19 protein-coding genes and 2 tRNA genes are annotated in these 22,670 nt (G+C 63.1%); 12 read left to right on the top strand and 9 right to left on the bottom strand.

Annotation, left to right across the window (positions count from 1 at the left end; translation table 11 throughout):
- Positions 1 to 272 precede the first annotated feature (272 nt).
- Both FYB76_RS11015 and FYB76_RS11010 read right to left on the bottom strand, forming a co-directional pair.
- A complete protein-coding gene (locus FYB76_RS11015) occupies positions 273 to 731 on the bottom strand; it encodes a GNAT family N-acetyltransferase (RefSeq protein WP_088753409.1) in 459 nt (152 codons plus the stop codon).
- On the bottom strand, positions 700 to 933 hold the full coding sequence (locus FYB76_RS11010; RefSeq protein WP_154133657.1) for a hypothetical protein: 234 nt from the start codon (positions 931 to 933) through the stop codon (positions 700 to 702). The genes FYB76_RS11015 and FYB76_RS11010 overlap by 32 nt, the downstream gene beginning before the upstream one ends.
- Before the next feature lie 241 nt (positions 934 to 1,174).
- Here FYB76_RS11010 and FYB76_RS11005 point away from each other — a divergent pair, with 241 nt between their 5' ends.
- Positions 1,175 to 2,731 carry a DUF3300 domain-containing protein gene (locus FYB76_RS11005; RefSeq protein WP_154133656.1) on the top strand — a complete coding sequence of 519 codons (1,557 nt, stop codon included), beginning with the start codon at positions 1,175 to 1,177 and terminating at the stop codon, positions 2,729 to 2,731.
- Between the two features lie 246 nt (positions 2,732 to 2,977).
- Complete coding sequence (locus tag FYB76_RS11000) at positions 2,978 to 4,678, top strand: peptide chain release factor 3 (protein WP_088753407.1); 1,701 nt, start codon at positions 2,978 to 2,980, stop codon at positions 4,676 to 4,678.
- 103 nt (positions 4,679 to 4,781) lie between these two features.
- Here the strand turns inward: FYB76_RS11000 and ppa are convergent, their stop codons facing one another.
- The 5 genes from ppa to hemC form a co-directional block, all read right to left on the bottom strand.
- Positions 4,782 to 5,315, bottom strand: coding sequence for an inorganic diphosphatase (gene ppa / locus FYB76_RS10995; RefSeq protein ID WP_006463345.1), 534 nt, complete (start codon positions 5,313 to 5,315; stop codon positions 4,782 to 4,784).
- Between the two features lie 277 nt (positions 5,316 to 5,592).
- Positions 5,593 to 6,792 carry a heme biosynthesis protein HemY gene (locus FYB76_RS10990; RefSeq protein ID WP_088753406.1) on the bottom strand — a complete coding sequence of 400 codons (1,200 nt, stop codon included), beginning with the start codon at positions 6,790 to 6,792 and terminating at the stop codon, positions 5,593 to 5,595.
- Positions 6,793 to 6,812: 20 nt separating this feature from the next.
- Positions 6,813 to 8,021, bottom strand: a complete 1,209-nt coding sequence (locus FYB76_RS10985) for a uroporphyrinogen-III C-methyltransferase (RefSeq protein WP_088753405.1) — start codon at positions 8,019 to 8,021, stop codon at positions 6,813 to 6,815.
- Positions 8,022 to 8,056: 35 nt separating this feature from the next.
- On the bottom strand, positions 8,057 to 8,854 hold the full coding sequence (locus FYB76_RS10980) for a uroporphyrinogen-III synthase (RefSeq protein ID WP_154133655.1): 798 nt from the start codon (positions 8,852 to 8,854) through the stop codon (positions 8,057 to 8,059).
- Positions 8,838 to 9,794: a hydroxymethylbilane synthase gene (hemC, locus tag FYB76_RS10975; protein ID WP_154133654.1), complete on the bottom strand. Its 957-nt coding sequence runs from the start codon at positions 9,792 to 9,794 to the stop codon at positions 8,838 to 8,840. Before hemC ends, FYB76_RS10980 begins: the two co-directional genes overlap by 17 nt.
- Before the next feature lie 245 nt (positions 9,795 to 10,039).
- Here hemC and ppc point away from each other — a divergent pair, with 245 nt between their 5' ends.
- On the top strand, positions 10,040 to 12,955 hold the full coding sequence (gene ppc / locus FYB76_RS10970; RefSeq protein WP_154133653.1) for a phosphoenolpyruvate carboxylase: 2,916 nt from the start codon (positions 10,040 to 10,042) through the stop codon (positions 12,953 to 12,955).
- Positions 12,956 to 13,342: 387 nt separating this feature from the next.
- Positions 13,343 to 14,281 (top strand): dienelactone hydrolase family protein, encoded by a 939-nt coding sequence (locus FYB76_RS10965; RefSeq protein WP_088753401.1) that lies wholly within the window; start codon positions 13,343 to 13,345, stop codon positions 14,279 to 14,281.
- Positions 14,282 to 14,466: 185 nt separating this feature from the next.
- Here FYB76_RS10965 and FYB76_RS10960 read toward each other — a convergent pair whose 3' ends face one another.
- Positions 14,467 to 15,297, bottom strand: coding sequence for an HDOD domain-containing protein (locus FYB76_RS10960; RefSeq protein ID WP_088753400.1), 831 nt, complete (start codon positions 15,295 to 15,297; stop codon positions 14,467 to 14,469).
- 212 nt (positions 15,298 to 15,509) lie between these two features.
- Complete coding sequence (locus tag FYB76_RS10955) at positions 15,510 to 15,710, bottom strand: hypothetical protein (RefSeq protein ID WP_154133652.1); 201 nt, start codon at positions 15,708 to 15,710, stop codon at positions 15,510 to 15,512.
- Between the two features lie 58 nt (positions 15,711 to 15,768).
- On the opposite strand from FYB76_RS10955, the gene argH reads away from it, so the two are divergent.
- From argH to FYB76_RS10915, 8 genes are all read left to right on the top strand, one after another.
- Complete coding sequence (gene argH, locus FYB76_RS10950; RefSeq protein ID WP_154133651.1) at positions 15,769 to 17,163, top strand: argininosuccinate lyase; 1,395 nt, start codon at positions 15,769 to 15,771, stop codon at positions 17,161 to 17,163.
- Positions 17,164 to 17,474: 311 nt separating this feature from the next.
- Complete coding sequence (locus FYB76_RS10945; protein WP_088753397.1) at positions 17,475 to 18,632, top strand: ABC transporter substrate-binding protein; 1,158 nt, start codon at positions 17,475 to 17,477, stop codon at positions 18,630 to 18,632.
- A gap of 109 nt (positions 18,633 to 18,741) precedes the next feature.
- Positions 18,742 to 19,623 carry a branched-chain amino acid ABC transporter permease gene (locus tag FYB76_RS10940; RefSeq protein ID WP_088753396.1) on the top strand — a complete coding sequence of 294 codons (882 nt, stop codon included), beginning with the start codon at positions 18,742 to 18,744 and terminating at the stop codon, positions 19,621 to 19,623.
- A gap of 1 nt (position 19,624) precedes the next feature.
- The gene (locus FYB76_RS10935; RefSeq protein ID WP_034335500.1) at positions 19,625 to 20,500 is read left to right on the top strand and encodes a branched-chain amino acid ABC transporter permease; all 876 of its coding nucleotides are present in this window, start codon (positions 19,625 to 19,627) and stop codon (positions 20,498 to 20,500) included.
- Positions 20,500 to 21,261: an ABC transporter ATP-binding protein gene (locus tag FYB76_RS10930; RefSeq protein ID WP_154133650.1), complete on the top strand. Its 762-nt coding sequence runs from the start codon at positions 20,500 to 20,502 to the stop codon at positions 21,259 to 21,261. Before FYB76_RS10935 ends, FYB76_RS10930 begins: the two co-directional genes overlap by 1 nt.
- Positions 21,258 to 21,989, top strand: a complete 732-nt coding sequence (locus tag FYB76_RS10925; protein WP_088753394.1) for an ABC transporter ATP-binding protein — start codon at positions 21,258 to 21,260, stop codon at positions 21,987 to 21,989. Before FYB76_RS10930 ends, FYB76_RS10925 begins: the two co-directional genes overlap by 4 nt.
- Positions 21,990 to 22,112: 123 nt before the next feature.
- Positions 22,113 to 22,197, top strand: a tRNA-Leu gene (locus tag FYB76_RS10920).
- 270 nt (positions 22,198 to 22,467) lie between these two features.
- Positions 22,468 to 22,552: transfer RNA gene (locus FYB76_RS10915), tRNA-Leu, on the top strand.
- Positions 22,553 to 22,670 lie beyond the last annotated feature (118 nt).

Genomic DNA, 22,670 nt, shown 5'->3' with positions numbered 1-22,670 from the left:
CTGGATCAAGTCTTCATCAAAACTAAGTTGCCAGCATCGGATATGGCCGTCCCAGGCGGGGCCGGGAAGAAAAATGCTTAGGAAGGAAGACGGGAGGAGGAATCCGCAGGGGTTCTGGAATCGCACACAGCGGGAATCCGCATGCGTTTTCCGGTAGAAGGCCAAGGAAGCAAAAGCGCTGGAAAACTAAGTTTACTGATCACGCCGGTCAGGTCGCATCAGGAAAACCAGCGGAGGCATGCCTGCACTCCGCTGATCCGGCGCAGGAAGATTTACTGCGCCGCGGCCTGCTTGTAGATATCCGGGCGCGAGATATGCCAGACGAAGTCACCGCGATTGATGGCCTCGAAACCACAGCTGGCATACAGCCACGGCGCGGTAGAAGTGGTCAGCATGACGCGGCGCAGTTTCTGCAGCGTGGGATGCTGGTTGACCGATTCGATCATCCAGCGGCCCAGGCCCTGGCCGCGCAGGTCGCCGACCACGAAGACATCGCACAGGTAGCCGAAGGTGGCGTGATCGGTCACCACGCGGGCGAAGCCGATCTGCTGCTTGCCGCGATAGAGCCCGAAGCAGAGGCTGTTGGCCAGCGCCGTGCGCACGGTGTTGAGGTCGATGCCGGGCGACCAGCTCGAATGGGTCAGTACGTCGTGGATGAGGGGGATGTCCAGCCGGTCGGGATCGGTGTCGATGAGGAAATCATCGCGCCGCCAGATCAGGTGATGGCTCATGGTCGTTCCTTGCTTGATGGCTTGTTGTCGTAAAAAGTTTGCCTTGGTACTTGCTGCATGCCCGGCCCTGCTGCGAAAACAGTTTAGAACGTTTCTCCTCCCCCGTCGCAAAGCGTGGCAACCCATCGTGGCGGGCCGCTGCGATGCCGGTGAAGCTCATGAATGACTGATCTGCACGATAGATGAATATCATGCGATTCATCGGTTTCCTTGATGAGATTCGTGCCGTGGCCATTCATGATGCCACAGCAGCCCCCGCCTTGCGCAAGGCTTTCCACTGGGCAAGTGGTGCGATCACTGCCGCCCCCGGGCTGAAACATTGCTTGCACTTCCGTTACACCTTGCGCACTCAAGTTGGCAGAGCATGGCTCCATCCTGTGCCCCGGAAGCATGCACCGCCTGTTGCCTCCTTCCGCCGCACGCAATCCGGCAAGGAGAACGACATGAACAAGACATCCCTGGCCTGGGCCACCTGCCTGGTCTTTTCGCTGGTCTCTGGCCTGCCCGTGCAGGCGCAGACAACGTACGCACCGCCACCCCCGCCCGCCTATACCCAGCAACAGCTGGACCAGATGCTGGCCCCGGTGGCGCTGTATCCTGATTCGCTGCTGGCCCAGGTGCTGATGGCCTCGACCTATCCGCTGGAAGTGGTGCAGGCCCAGCGCTTTGTCGAAGCCCGGCCGGGCCTGCAGGGCGACGGCCTGGCGCGGGCGGTAGCCCCCATGCCGTGGGACCCGAGCGTGAAGGCGCTGGTGCAATTCCCCTCGGTACTGGCCATGCTCAATGATCGCCTGGACTGGACCCAGCAACTGGGACAGGCCTTCCTCGCCCAGCAGACCTCGGTCATGGATACGGTGCAGAACCTGCGCGAACGCGCCCGCATCGCCGGCACGCTCGAATCCAGCCCGCAGCAGCGCGTGGTGGTGCAGGACGAAGTGATCGAGATCGTGCCGGTCAATCCGCAGGTGGTTTATGTGCCGTATTACAACCCGACCGTGGTGTATGGCAACTGGTGGTGGCCGTCGGCTCCACCGGTGGTGTGGGCGCCACCGCCGCGCTATCGTCCGCCCAGCTATGAGCCGGGGTTCTCGGCCAGCATCAGCTTCGGGGTGGGCATTGGCGTCATGAGTGCGGTCTTTGGTGATGCGCGCCCGGACTGGCGCCAGCGCCAGGTGATGGTCACGCAGACGCGCATCAACAACGTCACCAATGTGACCAATGTGAACAACGTCAACAACACCAGCGTCATCAACAACCGCTACGTCAACAACAACATCAACGTGAACCGCAACGTGACGATGAACCAGCGTCCGGTGGTCTGGCATCACGACCAGCGTTATGCCGGCGGCCGCACTGCGCAGCTGCCAGCCCCGGCACTGGCCCCGCCGCCGGGACAACGTCCGCTGGCTGGCCCCCAGGCACAGAACCTGGTACAGGCCCAGCATGCGCCGCAGTGGCATGGACATGGTCCGCAAGCGCAAGCGGGACAGCCCTTCCCGGCCAATGCGGCGCGCCCGCTGCCGGTGGCCGACAACGTCCAGCAGCGGGTGGCCCAGCAGGATCAGCTGCGCCAGCGCCAGGCCATCGACCAGCAGCGCCAGCGTGAACAGCAGGCCTATGACCAGCAACGCCAGCGTGAACAGATGATCCGTGGCCAGCAGCTGCAACGCGACCAGCAAGCCCAGGAGCAGCGCCAGCAGCAGCAGGCCCAGGAACGCCAGTGGCAGCAGCGCCAGCAACAGGTGGAGCAGCAGCAACAACGCCAGCAGCAGATGCAGCAACAGCAATTGCAGCAGCAACAGCGTGAGCAGCAGATGCGCCAGCATCAACAGCAGGAGCAGCAACGCCAGCAGCAGATGATGAACCAGCAGCGCGAGCAGCAGCATCGCCAGATGGAGCAGGCCCGCCAGCAACAGCAGCAGCACCAGGCGCGCCAGCAGCAGGCCCAGCAGCGCGAAGCCCATCAGCGGCGCGAGGATCGCCGCGACGAACGCTCCTGATCCTGCCGCGCCCTACCTGTGCGTCATCGCCTGGACCGCCCGCCGCCCGCACGTTGCCGTCCGGCAAACATGCGGGCAAGCGGGCCGCTTCAGTTATAATCTCGGGTTTTCCAGAGCTGTCGGAACAGGGCGTGCGGCGCCTCCTTGCCAAAGGAACAGTGCGCGCAGCCCGAGGCCATGCGGGTTGGATCGTCCAGCCGCGCCGGGGGCCGTGTTCCGCCCGGCTCCCACCCCGACCGATCCGCCATGCAAGAACCCAGCAACGAACTCCCCGACGTCGCCGCCACCGCTCCCCAAGCCGCTGACGCAGATAACGCCAGCGCGCCTGGCGCCACCACCAAGGTCTCTTCCGACCTGATCGCGCGCGAAGTCAAACGCCGCCGCACCTTCGGCATCATCTCCCACCCCGACGCCGGTAAAACCACGCTGACCGAAAAGCTGCTGCTGTTCTCGGGCGCGATCCAGCTGGCCGGTACCGTGAAGGCCCGCAAGAGCGGCCGCCACGCGACCTCGGACTGGATGGAAATCGAAAAGCAGCGCGGCATTTCCGTGGCCAGCTCGGTGATGCAGTTCGAGTACCGCGATCACGTCGTCAACCTGCTCGACACCCCGGGCCACCAGGACTTCTCGGAAGATACCTACCGCGTGCTGACCGCCGTGGACTCGGCGCTGATGGTGATCGATGCCGCCAAGGGCGTGGAAGAACAGACCATCAAGCTGTTGAACGTCTGCCGCATGCGCAATACGCCCATCATCACCTTCATGAACAAGCTGGACCGCGAGACCCGCGATTCGCTGGAACTGTTGGATGAGCTGGAGTCGGTGCTGAAGATCCAGTGCGCGCCGGTGACCTGGCCGATCGGCATGGGCAAGAATTTCCGTGGCGTGTATCACCTGCTGCGTGACGAGATCATGCTCTTCAAGGCCGGTGAAGAACGCGCCAACGGCAACGTGGAAATCATCAAGGGCATCGACAATCCCAAGCTGGCCGAGATGTTCCCGCTGGAAATCGAACAGCTCAAGATGGAAGTGGAACTGGTGCATGGCGCCTCCCACCCCTTCAACCTGGAAGATTTCCTGGCCGGTGTGCAGACCCCGGTCTTCTTCGGTTCGGCCATCAACAACTTCGGCGTGCGCGAGATCCTCGATGCGCTGCTGGACTGGGCACCGGGTCCGGGCGGACGCGACGCCACCGTGCGTGATGTCAAGCCGACCGAAGAGCCCTTCTCCGGTTTCGTCTTCAAGATCCAGGCCAACATGGACCCGGCGCACCGCGACCGCATCGCCTTCCTGCGCGTGTGCTCGGGGCGCTTCGAGCGCGGCATGAAGTTGAAGCACCTGCGCCTGAACCGCGACATCAAGGTGTCGTCGGTGGTGACCTTCATGGCCTCCAGCCGCGAACAGGTGGAAGAAGCCTATGCCGGCGACATCATCGGCCTGCCCAACCACGGCAACATGCAGATCGGCGACAGCTTCTCCGAAGGCGAGATGCTGCAGTTCACCGGCATTCCCTACTTCGCGCCGGATTTCTTCCGCGTGGCGCGCATCCGCAATCCGCTCAAGATCAAGCAGTTGCACAAGGGCTTGCAGCAGCTGGGTGAAGAAGGTGCGGTGCAGGTCTTCAAGCCCGTCACCGGCAGCGACCTGATCCTGGGCGCGGTGGGCGTGCTGCAGTTCGAAGTGGTGGCCAGCCGCCTGCTGAATGAATATGGCGTGGACGCGGTGTTTGAAGGCACCAGCATCAGCAGCGCCCGCTGGATCAGCTGCGATGACAAGAAGAAACTGGCCGACTTCGAGAAGTCCTCGGCCGGCGCCAACCTGGCCATCGATGCGGCCGGCAACATGGCCTACCTGGCCAGCTCGGGCGTGAACCTGCGCCTGACCCAGGAACGCTGGCCGGAGATCACTTTCCATGCGACCCGCGAGCATGCGGCCAAGCTGGATTGACCCGGCGTTGAGCACATCGACCGGCCCGCGCCGGTCATGAAATGAAAATCGCCCGACAGGCGCAAACCTGTCGGGCGATTTTTTATGTCTTGCTGACGGGGAATTACTTGGCGTTCTTGAACGCTTCCACACCAGCCAGGATTTCAGCGCGGGCGGCGTCCGGGCCTTCCCAGCCTTCGACCTTGACCCACTTGCCCTTTTCCAGGTCCTTGTAGTGTTCGAAGAAGTGCTTGATCTGGTTCAGGCGCAGTTCGTTGAGGTCTTCCGGCTTTTGCCAGTGGGTGTAGATCGGCAGGATCTTGTCGACCGGCACGGCCAGCAGCTTGGCATCGATGCCCGATTCATCGGCCATCTTCAGCACGCCGATGGGACGGCAGCGCACCACCACGCCCGGGATCAGCGGGAACGGGGTGATCACCAGCACGTCGACCGGGTCGCCGTCTTGCGACAGGGTCTGGGGAATGTAGCCGTAGTTGCACGGATAGTGCATGGCAGTGCCCATGAAACGGTCGACGAAGATGGCGCCGGTGTCCTTGTCCACTTCGTACTTGATCGGGTCGGCGTTCATCGGGATTTCGATGATCACGTTGAAGTCATTGGGCAGGTCGCGGCCAGCGGGGACGTTGTTCAGGCTCATGGGATTCTCACTAGGGAAAGAAACGAAAAGCGGTTTTCGGGTCGGCAGCGCCAAGGCATCCATGCTTAATGCTCGATGCCATGAGCATTAAACGGCGCTTAATGCTCAATTCAGGCATGCCAAACACCGGAAAGCCGCAATTATAGCGGCATTCAGGCTCAGACCGGCATCTTGGCCGGTGCAACTTACGCCAACATGACAGTGCCCGGCAGCGCACATGAAAAAGGCGGAAGGGCTTGCGCCGCTTCCGCCTTGGTCATTGACCGGCGCAACAAGTTCAGCGGATGGCTGTAGCCAGGGCGCATTGCTTGTAGTGGCCGGCGGCCTGGTCGGGCTGGTCCAGGGCCTCGTGCAGCTGGGCCAGGGCCAGGTGCGATTCGCGCACGGTGCGCGGTTCGATGGCGTCCGAGAGGGCTTGCTCCAGATGGCGCTGGGCCTTGCCCCACAGCTTCTGGCGCAGGCAGAACATGCCCAGGGTCAGGGCCAGTTCGGCATCGGTCGGGTTCTTGGACAACCAGGATTCGCAATGCTCGATCTGCGACAGCAAGGCCGGCGAGCCGGCTTCGGCGGTCGATTCACGATAGGCACGCAAGAGGCGGATATCCCAGTCAGCCGCCAGCGCGCGTTCCAGCAGGCTGCGCGCTTCATCATGCAGGCCACGGCTGGAGAAGGCGTGGGCGGCACGTGCGGCGATGTAGGGCTTCAGCTTGTCGACACCAGGCACGCCATTCCACAAGAGGCGAATCGATTCGGCATCGTGCGAGCGGTCCGACAGCAAGGCATCGTAGGACATCTCGCGCAGGCGATTCGACAGGGCCGGATGCAGGGCGTTGCGCTTGTCCAGGGTCTGCACCAGGCGCAGCACTTCGGGCCAGTTCTTGGCTTGCTGGTTGGCCTTCAACGCCCATTGCAGGGCCTGGATGTGGCGGGTGCCGTTGGCGTTCAACTCTTCCACGGTTTCCAGCGCCTGCTTGAAGTGATGTTCGTCCACTTGCAGTTCCAGTGCCGTCATCAGGCGCGCAGCCTTGAGCGTGGGATCGACTTCGGTGCTGGCCAGCCAGATGTCGCGGCGGTCGCCCTGGCGCATGCGGTGCGCGGCACGGGCCGCAATCAGGGCGGCCACGCCGGCGTTGTCGGGCAGGTCGGAGGCGCGCGTGGCGGACTTCTCGGCCTGGCCGAAGCGGCCTTCGAAGTAAGCCTTCAGGGCGTCGCGCAGGGCCTTGTTGCTTTCATTCTCGCGCTTGGCACGGCGATAGGCGATCACGCGGCCGGGCAGCTTCTGCGTCAGGCGGATGGCGCGGATGACCACGTAGATGGTCAGGAACACCGCCAGCACGGCGAAGATGAAGAAGTTCAGGGACAGGTCGATGCGGTACGGCGGATAGAACAGCACCACATTGCCGGGGTTGAAGCGCGCCAGCACGGCCAGGCCGATGGCGGAGGCAAACAGGGTCAGAAGCCAGAGCAGTATTTTCATATCAGGTTCCCGTCAGCGGCTCACGGACGGGCCTTGTAGTTGCGCACCGCGTTCAGGCTTTCAGCCAGCGTGGGCAACTGGATGGAGACATTGCTGCCCTGCACCTGCTTCAACAGCGCCTGCGTGGTCTGGACCTGCTTGGCGCGGGTATCGAAATACTTGGCGATGGTGTCCTGCGCCGAGGACAGGTCATTGCGGAAGGCGAACTCGTTGCGCGAGAGCAGCGCCAGGCGTGCATTCAAGAGGCGCAGCTTGAGGTTCTCACGCACGAAGTACGCCTGGCCCGGCGAGAGCAGGATCGCTTCGGGGGTCTGCACTTCGCGGATGCGCACCAGCTGGCGCAGCTCGGACCACATCTCGGTGCTCATGCTCTGCCAGGTTTCGCGGGCACCGGCCAGCCATTGCGACCAGGCCGACGCTTCCGCAGGCGCGGCTTCAGCCTTGGTCTTGGCACGGCCGGCCTCGCCCTTGGCGGCGGGCTTCTCGGCGGCAGCGGTCTTCACCTGCTGTTGCTTGGGTTCGCTGGCAGACTCCACCGGACGCTCATCGACCAGCAGCGGCAGGTTGTCGACCTGGCCGATGGCGCTGTCCAGGCGCACGGCGATGCCGGCGATGTCCACCGTGGGCAGGGCCTTCAGGCGTTCGATGTCACGCGCGATGGCGCGGCGAATGGCGATGAACTGCGCCTTGTCCGAGCGCGACAGGCTCTTGTCGGCATTCTGCAGCGCGATCAGCGCGCCTTGCACGTTGCCGGCCAGCTCCAGCTGCTGGTCAGCGGTGGAAAGGACTTCCTCGATTTCGGAGAGGGCCCAGTCGTCGCGGTTCTTGTTCAGGTCCTGGTACATCTGTTCCAGCGCCAGTTGCTGGCTCTGGGACTCGGCCTGCTTGCTGTCGAGCACGCTGACCTTGGATTGCAGTTCCTTGGTGCTCTCCTGCACGGCCTTGAGCACGCCCTTCAGTTCATTGCTGCTGTTGTCGCCATTCTGCAGGCGCTGCGCGACTTCGCTGCGCAGGTCGCGCAGTTCGGTATGCGAGACCCACCACTGCGCGCCCAGGCCGGCGATGACCAGCAGCAGCACGATGGTCTGCGCACGCTGGCGGCGGCGCAGCACGGCCGTGCCATCCGGCGGGGTGAAGGTATAGGAAGCCTGCGGGGCCGCAGCACCAGCGCCGTGGCTGGCTTGCGGTTGAGGCTCCGGCAATTGGGGAGTGGGTTGCTGTTCGTTCATGGGCTGGATTGTAACGCGGCAAATTACGCGGCCACTCAGGGAGCGGATGGAACAAGGGCGGCAAGCAGGCGTTCATCTCCCGAGCCGGTCAGGACCACCTGCACGAAACCCTGCTCCCGCGCGGTCTCGGCGATCCTGTGGTGAGAGACGACGATGCGTTGTCGTTGCAGTTTTACCACACGTTCCTCGCCCCCGGCTAGTCTTGCCAAGTGAAGCAAATTGCGCAAGGCCTCGGAACTGGTGATGACCCAGTCGGCGCCACCGTCGAGCAAATCCAGCAGTTGCAGGCGGTTTTGCGCGTCCAGTTCGGGCGCCAGGCGGCGATAGGCAGTGAGCAATTCGACCTCCACGCCCTGTTGTTGCAAAGCTTCACTCAGGAAGTCGCGGCCGGCCTGGCCGCGCACGATCAGAGCGCGCCTGCCGCGCAATTGTTCCAGCGGGAGGGATTTGAACAATTCCTCGGAATCCATCTTGTCGGCGCGTTGGGGGCCGTAGATGGTGGCGTTGCCCGTATCGACGCCATGGCCGCGCAAGGCCACCCTGCTGCCCTCCCCCACGATGCCGATGGGCACATCGCGCGGCCATTGCTGCAGGTGGGCAAAGGCGGCATCGATGGCATTGGGGCTGACGAAGACCACCAGCGCAAAGTCGTGCAGGCGCGCCAGCGTGGCCTTGAGTTCGCTGTCATCGTCCACCGGTCCGATGGCCAGCAGCGGGAACACCACGGCACGCCGTCCCAGTTGCTGCACGCGCCCGGCAAAGGCGCCGGCCTGCTGCAGTGGCCGGGTCACGACCACCGGCAAGGATGAAACGGGCTCAGGCCGAAGCGGCATCAGCCTGGGCCTTGCAGGCCGCCAGAATGGCATCGGCGCCGCTCGACTTGAGCAGCTCGGCCACTTGCGCACCGAGCGCCTCGGGCGCATCCGGCGAGCCTTCGGCCTCGGCGGCAGCGGCTTGCGCGCCGTCGGGGGTGGCGATCATGGCGCGCAGGTGCAGGCGTTCGCCGTCCAGCGTGGCGTAGGCCGCCAGCGGGATCTGGCAGCTGGCACCGAAGATGCGCGAGACCGAACGCTCGGCCGCCGACACGACGGCCGCCGGCACATCATGCAGGGGCGCCAGCAGGCGCTTGATGTCGTCACGGCCTTCGGGGATCTCGATGGCCAGCGTGCCCTGGCCGGGCGAGGGCAGGCTCTGTTCGGGATCGAGGAAGGAGCGGATGCGCGCCTTCAGGCCCAGGCGGTTCAGGCCGGCCACGGCCAGGATGATGGCGGCATAATCGCCGCGATCCAGCTTGGCCAGGCGGGTATCGAGATTGCCGCGCAGCGGCTTGACCACCAGTTGCGGATAACGCGCGGCGATCATGGCCTGGCGGCGCAGGCTGCTGGTGCCGACGATGGCGCCGGCGGGCAGCGCATCAAGCGAGTCGTAGTCGTTGGAGACGAAGGCGTCGCGCGGGTCTTCGCGTTCCAGGATGGCGGCCAGCTCGAAGCCTTCGGGCAGGTCCATCGGCATGTCCTTCAAGCAGTGCACGGCGAGGTCGGCGCGGCCTTCGGCCATGGCCACTTCCAGTTCCTTGACGAACAGGCCCTTGCCACCCACCTTGGAAAGCGCGCGATCAAGAATCTGGTCGCCACGGGTAGTGGTTCCGAGGATATTGATGCTGCACTGCGGATATAATGCCGCCAGACGGTCCCGCACGTACTCGGCCTGCCACATGGCGAGGCGGCTTTCACGCGAGACGATGACGATGTTGGAAGGAGGAAATTCTTTCAAGACGGGCTTTCCGATTCAGTCGTGGCACCCGCGGCCGAGGAGACAGGGAAAGCAGGAGACCGGCGCATCCAGACTGAACAATACGATTAAAAAAAGCGATCGGGGGCAAGCAGCAACGCACATCGATCACAGCGACCAGAAGCGAGACGCACACCAAAAACGAGGCAAATTCTAGCACGCACACCTACGGCAATCCGATCCACAAGCACGACTTTCTCCTCCGAAAACCGCAGCAACCGTTGATCATGGCGACTAAAAATCCAACACCACGCAGTGCCCGTTCCACTCCCTCCACGCCACGCGCCACCACTGCCGCCAAGCGCAGCCCGGCCAGCAAGACCGTCACCAAACCCGCCCGCAGCACCGACAAGGACGCGCCCCTGAAGGAAGACATCCGCTTGCTCGGACGTCTCCTGGGCGAAGTCGTGCGGGAACAGGAAGGCGATGAAGTCTTCGAGGTGGTGGAAACCATTCGCCAGACCGCCGTGCGTTTTCGCCGCGAATCCGACGCCAAGGCCGGCGCCGAGCTGGACAAGCTGTTGAAGAAACTGACCCGCGACCAGACCAATTCGGTGGTGCGCGCGTTTTCCTATTTCTCGCACCTGGCCAACATCGCCGAAGACCAGCACCACAACCGCCGCCGCCGCGCGCACCTGCTGGCGGGCTCAGAGGCCAAGCCGGGCAGCGTGGCCTATGCGCTCTCGCGCCTGGACGATGCCGGGGTCTCGGGCGCGCAAGTGCGCAGCTTCCTGAAGGAAGCGCTGGTCTCGCCGGTGCTGACCGCCCACCCGACCGAAGTGCAGCGCAAGTCCATCCTGGACGCCGAGCGCGAGATTGCCCGCCTGGTGGCCGAACGCGACCTGCCGCTGACCCCGCGCGAACTGCGCCACAACACCGAACTGCTGCGCGCGCGCATCGCCACGCTGTGGCAGACGCGCATGCTGCGCTATACCAAGCTGACGGTGGCCGACGAGATCGAGAACGCCCTCTCCTACTACCGCATCACCTTCCTGCGCGAACTGCCGGCCCTGTATGACGACATCGAGGCCGAGATCGACAGCCAGTTCCCCTCGCGCGCCAAGACCCGCGCAGTGGAACTGCCGCCCTACCTGCAGATGGGCAGCTGGATCGGCGGCGACCGCGACGGCAATCCCAACGTCAATGCCGCCACCATGCAGCATGCGTTGAAGCGCCAGTCCACCACCATCTTCGATTACTACCTCGACGAAGTGCACACGCTGGGCGCCGAGATGTCCATCTCCACCCTGATGGTCGCGGCCAGCCCGGAACTGCTGGCCCTGGCCGATGCCTCGCCGGACCACTCCGAGCACCGCGCCGACGAACCCTACCGCCGCGCCCTCATCGGCATCTACGCGCGCCTGGCCGCCACCGCCCGTTCGCTGGGCGTGGTCAACATCCTGCGCCAGGAAATCGGTGCTGCCGCGCCCTACGCCAGCCCGGCCGAATGCGTGGCTGAACTGGAGGTGCTGGTAGCCTCGCTGCAGGCCAACCACGGTGCCGCGCTGGTCAAGCCGCGCCTGGCCGGATTGAAGCGTGCCGTGGAAATCTTCGGCTTCCACCTGGCCACGCTGGACATGCGCCAAAGCTCCGACGTCCACGAGCGTGTGCTGGCCGAGCTCTTTGCCAAGGCCCAGGTCGAGGCCGACTACGCGGGCCTGGCTGAAGAGCGCAAGATCGCCCTGCTGCTGGGCGAACTGTCCAGGCCGCGCCTGCTGTATTCGCCCTACCTGCAGTACGCCGATGAGACCAATTCCGAGCTGACCATCCTGCGTGCAGCGCGTGAAATCCGCCGCCGCTACGGCGAACGCGCCATCCGCAACTACATCATCTCGCACACCGAAACCCTCTCCGACCTGCTGGAAGTCTTGCTGCTGCAGAAGGAAACGGGCCTGCTGCACATCGAAGGCAACCAGCTGCACGAGCTGGAACTGATGGTCATCCCGCTCTTCGAGACCATCCCCGACTTGCGCTGTGCGGCCGAGATCATGCGCGGCTGGCTGACCCTGCCGCAGGTCAAGGGCTTGATCGCCAAGCACGGCAAGCTGCAGGAAGTGATGCTGGGCTATTCGGATTCCAACAAGGATGGCGGCTTCCTGACCTCCAACTGGGAGCTCTACAAGGCCGAGAACCAGCTGGTGGAACTGTTCAATGAAGCCGGCGTGAAGCTGCGCCTCTTCCACGGTCGTGGCGGCACCGTCGGCCGCGGCGGCGGCCCCAGCTACCAGGCCATCCTGGCGCAGCCGCCCGGCACGGTCAACGGCCAGATCCGCCTGACCGAGCAGGGTGAAATCATCGCCTCCAAGTTCTCCAATCCGGAAATCGGCCGCCGCAACCTGGAGCTGCTGGTCGCCGCCACCCTGGAAGCGAGCCTGATGCCTGCCGCCACCGATGGCAAGGAAGCCAAGAAGCTGGCCGAGTTCGAGCGCGTCATGGAAGAACTGTCGGAGCGCGCCTATCGCGCCTACCGCAACCTGGTCTACGAGACCCCGGGCTTCACCGATTACTTCTTCGCCGCCACACCCATTGCCGAGATCGCGCAACTGAACATCGGTTCGCGCCCGGCCTCGCGCAAGGCGACCCAGCGCATCGAGGATCTGCGCGCAATTCCCTGGGGCTTCTCGTGGGGCCAGTGCCGCCTGCTCTTCCCGGGCTGGTATGGCTTCGGCAGCGCGGTCTCGGGCTGGCTGGAAGAAGCCGGCAACGCCAAGGAGAGCGCAAAGCGCCTGGCCACCCTGCGCGCCATGTGCAAGGAATGGCCGTTCTTCGCAGCCCTGCTGTCGAACATGGACATGGTGCTCTCCAAGACCGACCTGGCCGTGGCCTCGCGCTACGCCGGGTTGGTAGCCGACCGCAAGCTGCGCACCACGATCTTCGGCCGCATCACCGGCGAGCATGAACGTACCAGCGCCATGCTCTCGGCCATTACCGGCACCAAGGAGCGACTGTCGGGCAATCCGCTGCTGGCGCGCTCGATCAAGAACCGCTTCGCCTATCTCGATCCGCTGAACCACCTGCAGGTCGAACTGATCAAGCGCCACCGCGCCACCGCGGCCGCCAAGCGCACGCCGGAAGAACGCGTGCAGCGCGGCATCCACCTCACCATCAATGGGGTGGCCGCCGGCTTGCGCAATACCGGCTGAGCGAGGCTGTTGCCCTGCCAGCAAGAGGGCTGCCCGCCGATGCGGGCGGCCCTTTTTTTGTTTGGATTGGAACCAGGAGACGCCCCGTCTCAAGTTCAGCGTTTGCATGCCGATAACAGATGGCTCATCTGACATTTGACGAAGCGACAAGCTGTTGCGGGCGGCGCACAGGTGCAGGCGCGCTCTTGTGATGAATCAGGTTTTTGCACCGCAAAAACGAATCTTCCCTGCCGCCAGACGCTTCGCTTTTGTAAAATACAAGCTGAAGAATTCAAATACACAGTGTCGTTGCAATCCTTGAAGCTTATTGCTTCAGCGACCATTTTCCCCATAGGCGGGAATGGTCAGGACGCAGCGGCCAGGCATCGAAACGGGGAAACGAACATCATGCGACATTGGGGAAAACCGCTGGCAGCGTTCTGCATTGCAGCATCGCTCGCCGTGATCCATTCCTGGGCGCAGGCCGCGCCGGCTCCGGCATCGTCGGCACCGCTGGAAGCACGCCGCGTGTCGCTCACCAGCGTGGACAGCAAGGGGGGCAAGGCCACCGCGCTCTATGGCGTGTGGATCAAGGCACGCAAATCGCTCACCACCAAGGGACCGGCACCGACCGTGATCGCCCTGCATGGCTGCGGCGGCTTGTACAGCATGGTCAAGGATGGCAAGGGTGAATTCACGCCGCGCCACCTGGCGATGGCGCGCGTACTCAGTGACGCCGGCTACAACGTGCTGTTCCCGGACAGCTTCACCCCGCGCGGCCGCCGCTCCACCTGCCAGGACACCGTGGCCCAGCGCGAAATCAGCGCCATGAACCGCCGCTTCGACGTGCAGGCCGCCCTGCACTGGGTCACTTCGCAGCCGGACGTGGATGTGAAGCGCATCGCCCTGCTGGGATGGTCGCATGGCGCCTCCACCCTGCTGGCCGCGATGAACCTGGCCGAGACCGATGTGGCCGTGCGCAAGATCCAGCCGCGCGCTGCCGTGGCCTTCTATCCGGATTGCCGCCCCTATGCCAAGACCACCGAGCCCTTCAAACCGGCCGCACCGCTCTTGATCCTGATGGGCGAGAACGATGACTGGACCCCGCCCCAGGCCTGCGAAGCCATCGAGCAGAAGATGAAGGGCAGCGACACCGAGATCGCCCTGCGCCTCTATCCCGATACCTATCACGACTTCGACGCGCCCGGCCTGCCGGTGCACGTGCGCATGGATGTGGCCGGTGTGGGCAAGCGCGGCGAAGGCGTCACCAGCGGCGGCAACCCGGATGCGCGCAGCCAGGCGTATCGGTCCATGCTCAATTTCCTGGACGCCAAACTCAATTACTGAGCGGGCACGGGAGATCCGGGTGGCGCAGGCGCCTCCCGGATTTTGCAAGCCGCTTCACCAAACGACAATGCCGGCCCCTTGCGGGAGCCGGCATTGTCGTTTTTTGCGTCCTTTTCCTTCACACCGGCCGGAGCCGCCCTACTTCGGCGCTCTCCGGCCTGCCCTTCCATGGATGATCTGGCCGATCAGGAGATCAGCTCCTGCATGCCCTCACCCAGTTCCGCCAGTGGCGGCATGTCCTCGGTGAAGGTGGCCAGGCTCAATCCCAGCTTGGCGGCCACTTCAGTCGGGAAGGTCGATTCCAGTTCGTCGGCCGAATACTTGTTTTCTTCCGCGCGGGCACGCCAGGCGGCCAGGTGGACAACGGCGGCGAAGGGATCGAACTCGCCCTTGAGCGGCTGCGGGAAAGCCTTGATGACCTTGGCGAACTCATCCGGGAAGCGCCAGCGGCGTGCCAGCTCGGCACCGACATCGGCAAAGTCGTAGCCGAAGGACTGGCGCTCCACGTCCAGGCGGCGCGCATCCAGGGGACCGGCGACCTTGTCCACCTCCAGCGCCTGCTCGGGCATGCCGGCATGCATCACCAGCTGGCCGATGGCGTGCATCAGGCCCACCGTGAAGGCAAAATCGGAATTGAGCTTGACCTGCTTCTGCTTGGCCAGCCACTTGGCGACGATGGCCGTATCGAGGCTGTAACGCCAGAACAGCTTCAGGTCCACACCGGGCAACTTCTTGAAACTGCCGGCCATGCCGGTGCTCACCACCAGCGTGCGCACTGTCATGAAACCCAGCATCAGCACCGCATCATCGACGGTGCCGATGGTGCGCGAGACGTGGTAATAGGATGAATTGGCCAGGCGCAAGATCTTGGCGCTCAAAACCTGGTCGGCGGCCAGCTTCTTGGCGATCTCTTCAATCGAGACCGAATCATTGTTGAAACTTTCGATGACTTCCTGCACCACCTTGGGAATGCTCGGCAAGGCAGTTTGCTGCTGAAACAGTGCTTCCAAATTCATGCTTCTCTCCTGTAAGACGACCCCCAACCATCTCTCTTGAGCGCTTGACAGGACCACCCCCGTGGCATGTGCAGCCGGACGATACCCCCACGACACCGGCGGTGCCGGCATCATCCTGGCTGCGCCGAGGTTGGCAGCCCTGTTCTTCTCCGGAAACCTGCAGAATTTCACCCGGATCAGTCATCGCACCTTGAGTATAGCGTCAGCAAATGTCAGGAGCCCATGGCTTTTTGCCGTCGCAGGAGAGCTTGCGCAAAAACAACAAGCAAAAATGATGCCACATGGAAACTTTGGCTGGTTTGACGGCGTAAAAAGCTTTCCATCACCATCCGCTGGGAACGGATGAAAAAAGCGTGCGACTGGCCGGTGATGAAATGCGAAAAATCCGCGTGCCGCAGCATTTCCGGCTGCATGGCCGTGGCTTGGCGCAGTTGTGCTTGCTATAATCGCCCATTCTCCGGAATTCCCAATATGACAGACCAATTTGCTAAAAAGGGCGAAGCCTGGTCGGCTCGCTTTTCTGAACCCGTCTCCGATCTCGTCAAGCGCTATACCGCATCGGTGTTCTTCGACAACCGCATGGCCCAGGTCGACATCCAGGGCTCGCTGGCGCATGCCGAGATGCTGGCCCACCAGGGCATCATCAGCGCGGCCGATTACGCCGAGATCCAGCGTGGCATGGCCCAGATCAAGGGTGAAATCGAGTCCGGCCAGTTCGAATGGCTGCTGGACCTGGAAGACGTCCACCTGAACATCGAAAAGCGCCTGACCGAACTGGTCGGCGACGCCGGCAAGCGCCTGCATACCGGCCGTTCGCGCAACGACCAGGTGGCCACCGACATCCGCCTCTACATGCGCGGCGCGGTGGACGACATCATCGGCCTGCTGCGCGAGTTGCGCCTGGCCCTGCTGGACCTGGCCGAGCAGCACGCCGACACCATCCTGCCGGGCTTCACCCACATGCAGGTGGCACAGCCGATCACCTTCGGCCACCACGTGCTGGCCTATGTCGAGATGTTCGGCCGCGATGCCGAACGCATGATCGACGCCCGCAAGCGCATCAACCGCCTGCCGCTGGGCGCAGCCGCCCTGGCCGGCACCACCTTCCCGATCGACCGCCTGCGCGTGGCCAAGACCCTGGGCTTCGACGACGTCTGCCGCAACTCGCTGGACGCCGTCTCGGACCGTGACTTCGCCATCGAATTCTGCGCCGCCGCTGCATTGGTGATGACGCACATCTCGCGCATGTCCGAAGAGCTGGTGATCTGGATGAGCCCGCGCGTGGGCTTCATCGACATCGCCGATCGCTTCTGCACCGGCTCGTCCATCATGCCGCAAAAGAAGAACCCGGACGTACCCGAACTGGCGCGCGGCAAGACCGGCCGCGTCAACGGCCACCTGATCGCCCTGCTGACCCTGATGAAGGGCCAGCCCCTGGCCTACAACAAGGACAACCAGGAAGACAAGGAACCGCTGTTCGACACCGTCGACACGCTCACCGATACCCTGCGCATCTTCGCCGACATGGCGCGCGGCATCAGCGTCAAGCCCGAAGCCATGCGCGCGGCCGCCCTGCAGGGCTACGCCACGGCGACCGACCTGGCCGACTACCTGGTCAAGAAGGGCCTGCCCTTCCGCGACGCCCACGAAGCCGTGGCGCACGCCGTGCGTACCTGCGTGGACAAGCGCTGCGACCTGGCCGACCTGTCGCTGGCCGACCTGCGCGCCTTCTCCGAGCTGATCGGGGAAGACGTGTTTGCCGTGCTGACGCTGGAAGGCTCGGTAGCCGCACGTGACCACATCGGCGGCACCGCACCCAACCAGGTGCGTGCAGCCATTGCGCAACTGCGCAAGGAACTGAACTAAGCACTATCTCGCACCACCCTCGTCCGCTGGCCGGACGAACTTCGCATGCCACTGTGGCGCGCCCTACCCGGGTGCGTTGCAGCGGGTTGTAATTGCTGGCGCAGCCTGCCTTTTCGGGTATGCTGTGGCGGCTGTATCGAAAGAGACCACACAACGGTCTTCAGAGGATGGAGCACAAGTCCCGGCCATCCCGGGCGTCTTTTGCATCATCCTCGATGAAGGAATCGCCACATGACGTCGCGCCGCGCTGTTGCGCACGGTGCTCCGTGATGCGGACGATTTCTACAATATCTAACTGAGGAGAGAACTCGATGCAATTCAATACCATGCTCAAGACCATTCCGGCCCTGCTGATCGGTGCCACCCTGTCCTCGGCCGCACTGGCCGCCGACATCAAGCTGGGCGTGGCCGAAGCCCTGACCGGCCCGGCCGCCAAATATGGCGTGGCCATCAAGAACGGCTTCACACTGGCTTCCGAAGAAATCAATGCCAAGGGCGGCGTCAACGGCGACAAGCTGGCCCTGGTGATCGAAGACGAACAAGGCAAGAAGGAAGAAGCCATCAACGTCTTCAAGAAGCTGATCTTCCAGGACAAGGTACTGGCTGTCTTCGGCCCCACCCTGTCGAATTCGGCCTTCGCTGCCGACCCGATCGCCAACGCCGCCAAGGTGGTGGTGTTCGGCACCAGCAATACCGCTGACGGCATCACTGCCATGGGTCCCTTCACCTTCCGCAATTCCGTGATGGAAGCCGACGTGCTGCCCGTCACCGTCAAGGCGGCCGTGAAGCACTTCGGCATCAAGAAGGTTGCCGTGATCTACGGTAACGACGACGCCTTCACCAAGTCCGGCTATGACGTCTTCAAGGCCACCCTGGAACAGCAGAAGATCCCCGTCACCACCACCGAGGCCTATGCCAAGGGCGACGTCGACTTCAAGGCCCAGCTGACCAAGATCAAGGCCGGCAACCCGGACGCCATCGTCTGCTCCTGCCTGGCTGAAGAAGCCGCCAACATCATCCTGCAGACCCGCGCGCTGGGCATGAAGCAGCCCTTCATCGGCGGCAACGGCCTGAACTCGCCCAAGCTGTTCGAGATCGCCAAGGATGCCGGCGACAACACCCTGATGGGCAGCCCCTGGTCGGCCGAGAACCAGACCCCGGCCAACAAGGCGTTCATTGCCGCCTACAAGGCCAAGTTCGGTTCCGACCCTGACCAGTTCGCCGCGCAAGCCTATGACGCCATGTACATCATGGCCGATGCGATCAAGAGCGTGAAGCTCTCCGGCAACCTGGCCAAGGACCGTGACGCCCTGCGCGCCGCGCTGCCGGCAGTCAAGATCGACGGCGCCACCGGCAAGTTCGCCTTCCGTGCAGCACCGGCGGTGGCAGGCAAGCAGGTCGGCTTCGATGCGGACCAGGAAGCCATCGTCAACATCGCCAAGGGCGGCAAGTTCGTCCTGCTGAAGTAAGCAGCCCAAGGCTGTAAAGACGGTCGCTGCCGGTCCACCGGCGGCGCCCGTTCGCAAGTCATCGGGCGCCACGCGGCGCCCGGCGTCACCTCACCTATTGCAGGTTCCCATGTTAGAACAACAGCTCATCAATGCCCTCTCGCTGGGCAGCGTGTACGCGCTCTTCGCGCTTGGATTCACGCTGGTCTTTGGCGTCCTGGGCGTGATCAATCTTTCGCACGGCGCCATCTTCATGCTGGGCAGCTATGCCGCCCTGCTGCTGGTGGAGCAGATGGCCCTCCCCCTGTGGGTCGCCCTGCTGCTGGCCATGGTGGCCACCGGTACCCTCGGCCTCATCATCGACGTGCTGGTCCTGAAACCACTGCGCCGCCGCAATGCACCCCACCTGATCCCGATGATAGCCACCATTGGCGTGGCCATCATGATCACCAACATCTCGCAGGGCATCTTCGGTGCCGAGAACAAGCGCTTCCCCCAGGGCACGATTCCTGAAGACAGCGTGAGCCTGGGCAACCTGCACATCACCGCCGTGCAGGTGGCGATCATCGTGATCGCCTTCGTGCTGATGGTGGTGCTGCTGGGCGTGATGCGCAAGACCCAGCTCGGCCGTGCGCTGCGCGCCATCGCCGAGTCGCCCAAGGCGGCTTACCTGCTGGGCATCAACGTCGAAGGCCTGTTCCTGCTGACCTCCTTTGCCGCTGCGGCCCTGGGTGGCGCGGCCGGCGTGCTTGTGGGCGTGTCCTTCAATGCGATCTCGCCCTTCATGGGACAGCCGATGCTGCACAAGGGCATCGCCGTCATCATCCTGGGCGGCATGGGCGATATCCGTGGCGCCATGATCGGCGGCCTCTTCCTCGGCTTTGCCGAGGTGCTGACGGTGGCCTATATCTCCAGCGACTTCCGCGATGCGGTGGCGTTTGGCCTCCTGTTCCTGATCCTGCTGGTAAAACCCTCCGGCATGTTTGGCAAAGTGCTGGAAAGGAAGGCATAAGATGGGTTTCATGGAATGGTGGGATGGCTTCTGGGCCACCTACAACACGGTCATTTTCAGCATCGGCGTCAATGCCATGCTGGCACTCTCGATCTACGTCACGCTGTCCTGCGGCCTGCTGTCGCTGGCCAATGCGGCCTTCATGGGCATCGGTGCTTACACCGCATCGCTGTTGACGATGCAGTTCGACATGCCCTTCCCTATCGCCCTGGCAGCGGGCGGCGTGCTGCCCTCGCTGGTAGCGCTGGTGATCGGCATCCCGACGCTGCGTCTCTCCGGCGTCTACCTGGCCATGGCAACTTTGGGCTTTGGCGAAGTGGTCCGCGTCATCGTCCTCAACCTGGAAATCACCGGGGGCCCGATGGGCCTGAACGGTGTGCCGCCCATCACCGAGTGGTGGCACATCGTGCTGCTCCTGGGCGTGACGATCTATGCGCTGGCCCGCCTGCGCCGCTCCAAGACCGGCCGCGCCTTCGAGGCCATCAAGGAAGATGAAGTCGCGGCGCGCCTGATGGGCGTGAACGTGGCCGGCTACAAGCTGCTGGCCTTCGTCATCGGTGCCGCCATTGCAGGTGTCGCTGGTGGGCTCAACGCGCACTTCACCTTCACCATCGGCCCCAACAACTATGGTTTCGAGAACGCGGTCGACATCCTGACCATGGCGGTCTTCGGTGGCACCAGCAACCTGATCGGACCGATGATCGGCTCGACCATTCTCTCGCTGCTGCCGGAAGTGCTGCGTCATTTCAAGGACTTCCGCCTGGCCATCAATGGCCTGATCCTGATCCTGGTGGTGCTGTACCTGCCCAAGGGCATCTGGGACCCGCGCCGCATCCGCGCCTTCCTGGGCCGCAACGCTGAGAAGAAGGTGAAGTAATGCTTTTACAACTGAACGACATCAGCAAGAACTTCGGCGGCCTGCAAGTGCTGCAGGGTGTGAACTTCAACGTCAAGGAAGGCGAGATCTTCGGCCTGATCGGCCCCAACGGTGCCGGCAAGACCACGGTCTTCAACCTCATCACGGGCCTGCTGCGCGCCTCCTCCGGCAGCATCCGCTTCAATGACGACGACATCGGCGCCGTCGCCCCGCACAAGATCACCGAGCGCGGCATCGCCCGCACCTTCCAGAACATCCGCGTGTTCAAGGAAATGACGCTGCTGGAAAACGTGGTGGTCGGCATGCACGAGCACCTGAACTATGGCGTGGCCAGCATGCTCTTCAACCTCGGCGGCTTCCGCGAGGCCGAGAAGCAAGCGCGCGAACGTGCACTGGAACTGCTGTCCTGGGTGCGCCTGGATCACAAGGCGCACATGCTGGCCGACAGCCTCTCCTATGGCGAGCAGCGCAAGCTGGAGTTCGCCCGTGCGCTGGCGACCAAGCCCAAGCTGCTGCTGCTGGACGAGCCGGTGGCCGGCATGAACCCGGCCGAGAAGACCGAGCTGATGAGCGAGATCGTCAACATCAAGGCGCGCGGTTTCACCATCTTCATGATCGAGCATGACATGCGTTTCGTCATGGGCCTGTGCGAGCGCATCGCGGTGCTGAACTTCGGCAAGATCATCGCCGAGGGCAGCCCGGACCAGATCAAGAACAACCAGGAAGTGATCGAGGCCTATCTCGGCAAGGAAGAAGCATGAGCGCCAGCGGCAACAAGCAACCCATTTTGCAGGTCGAGGACCTGGCGGTGGCCTATGGCCACATTGAAGCGGTCAAGGGCATCAGCCTGTCCCTGAACGAAGGCGAGATCACGGCCCTGGTCGGTGCCAATGGCGCCGGCAAGAGCACGTCGCTGCTGGCCATTTCCGGCCTGGTGAAGGCGCAGCGCGGCCGTGTGCTGCTCAACGGGCAGGACCTGCTGCAGATGTCCCCGCACCGCATTGTCGAATCCGGCGTGGTGCAGGTGGCTGAAGGCCGCGCCACGCTGACCACGCTGACCGTGGAAGAGAACCTGGCCTTGGGCGCTTATACGCGCAAGGACAAGGACGGCGTGGCGCGTGACCTGGAGTGGGTGTATTCCCTCTTCCCGGTCTTGAAGAACCGTGCGGCCGGACTGGCGGGCAATCTCTCGGGTGGTGAGCAGCAGATGCTGGCCATTGGCCGTGCGCTGATGGCCAAGCCCAAGGTTCTGTTGCTGGATGAACCGTCGATGGGGCTGGCCCCGCTGATCATCCAGGAAATCTTCCGCATCGTGCAGGAGATCAACAAGACCGGCATGACCGTACTGCTGGTAGAGCAGAACGTGCGGCAGGCGCTGCGCATTGCGCAACGGGGCTATGTGCTGGAGACGGGCAAGATCGTGCTTGAGGATAGCGGTGCGAATCTGCTGGGCAATCCCAAGGTGGTGGAGGCTTATCTGGGCGGTTGATGGGGATGGCGGGCGCCTGCGAAAAATAATAAAAAATTTTTCAATTAGGTGTTGACCATCGGGCTGATAGGCCTTAATATGCAGCCTCTTTCAAGCACAGCAAGTCACCGCTGATTGCAGAAGGCCCACGTGGCGGAATTGGTAGACGCGCATGGTTCAGGTCCATGTGCCGCGAGGTGTGGGGGTTCGAGTCCCTCCGTGGGCACCAAACATAAAAGGCTGGTCGATGAAAATCGACCAGCCTTTTGCGTTTCTTCGGTCAGAAAATAGTTTAATTTTTTGGTGTTTCTCTTCGAGAATTACTTATCCAATTTGTTAGGTTTCAGGGGTCTTCTTCCGTCTTGGGCATCAATTTTTTTATTAGTTTTCGGATTAGTTTTTCGGAATAAAAAAACTTAAAAAATAAGTGACAACTTAAAAGTTTGCCCTTAGAATGCAGCCTCTTTCAAGCAATGCAGTTTGAACGCATTTGCAGAAGGCCCACGTGGCGGAATTGGTAGACGCGCATGGTTCAGGTCCATGTGCCGCGAGGTGTGGGGGTTCGAGTCCCTCCGTGGGCACCAAAATAGAAAAGGTCGATTGACGAAAGTCAGTCGGCCTTTTGTGTTTTGGGGACCACGAGCAAGGCGCCTGCGCGCCTTGCGGGAGGGACCAGAAAGTCCGGCCTTGTTTTGGGGGGCG

This window comes from Herbaspirillum sp. CAH-3 (genome assembly GCF_009668275.1).
GTDB lineage: Bacteria > Pseudomonadota > Gammaproteobacteria > Burkholderiales > Burkholderiaceae_D > Herbaspirillum > Herbaspirillum aquaticum.
This window is presented reverse-complemented; position numbering and strand designations above follow the sequence as displayed.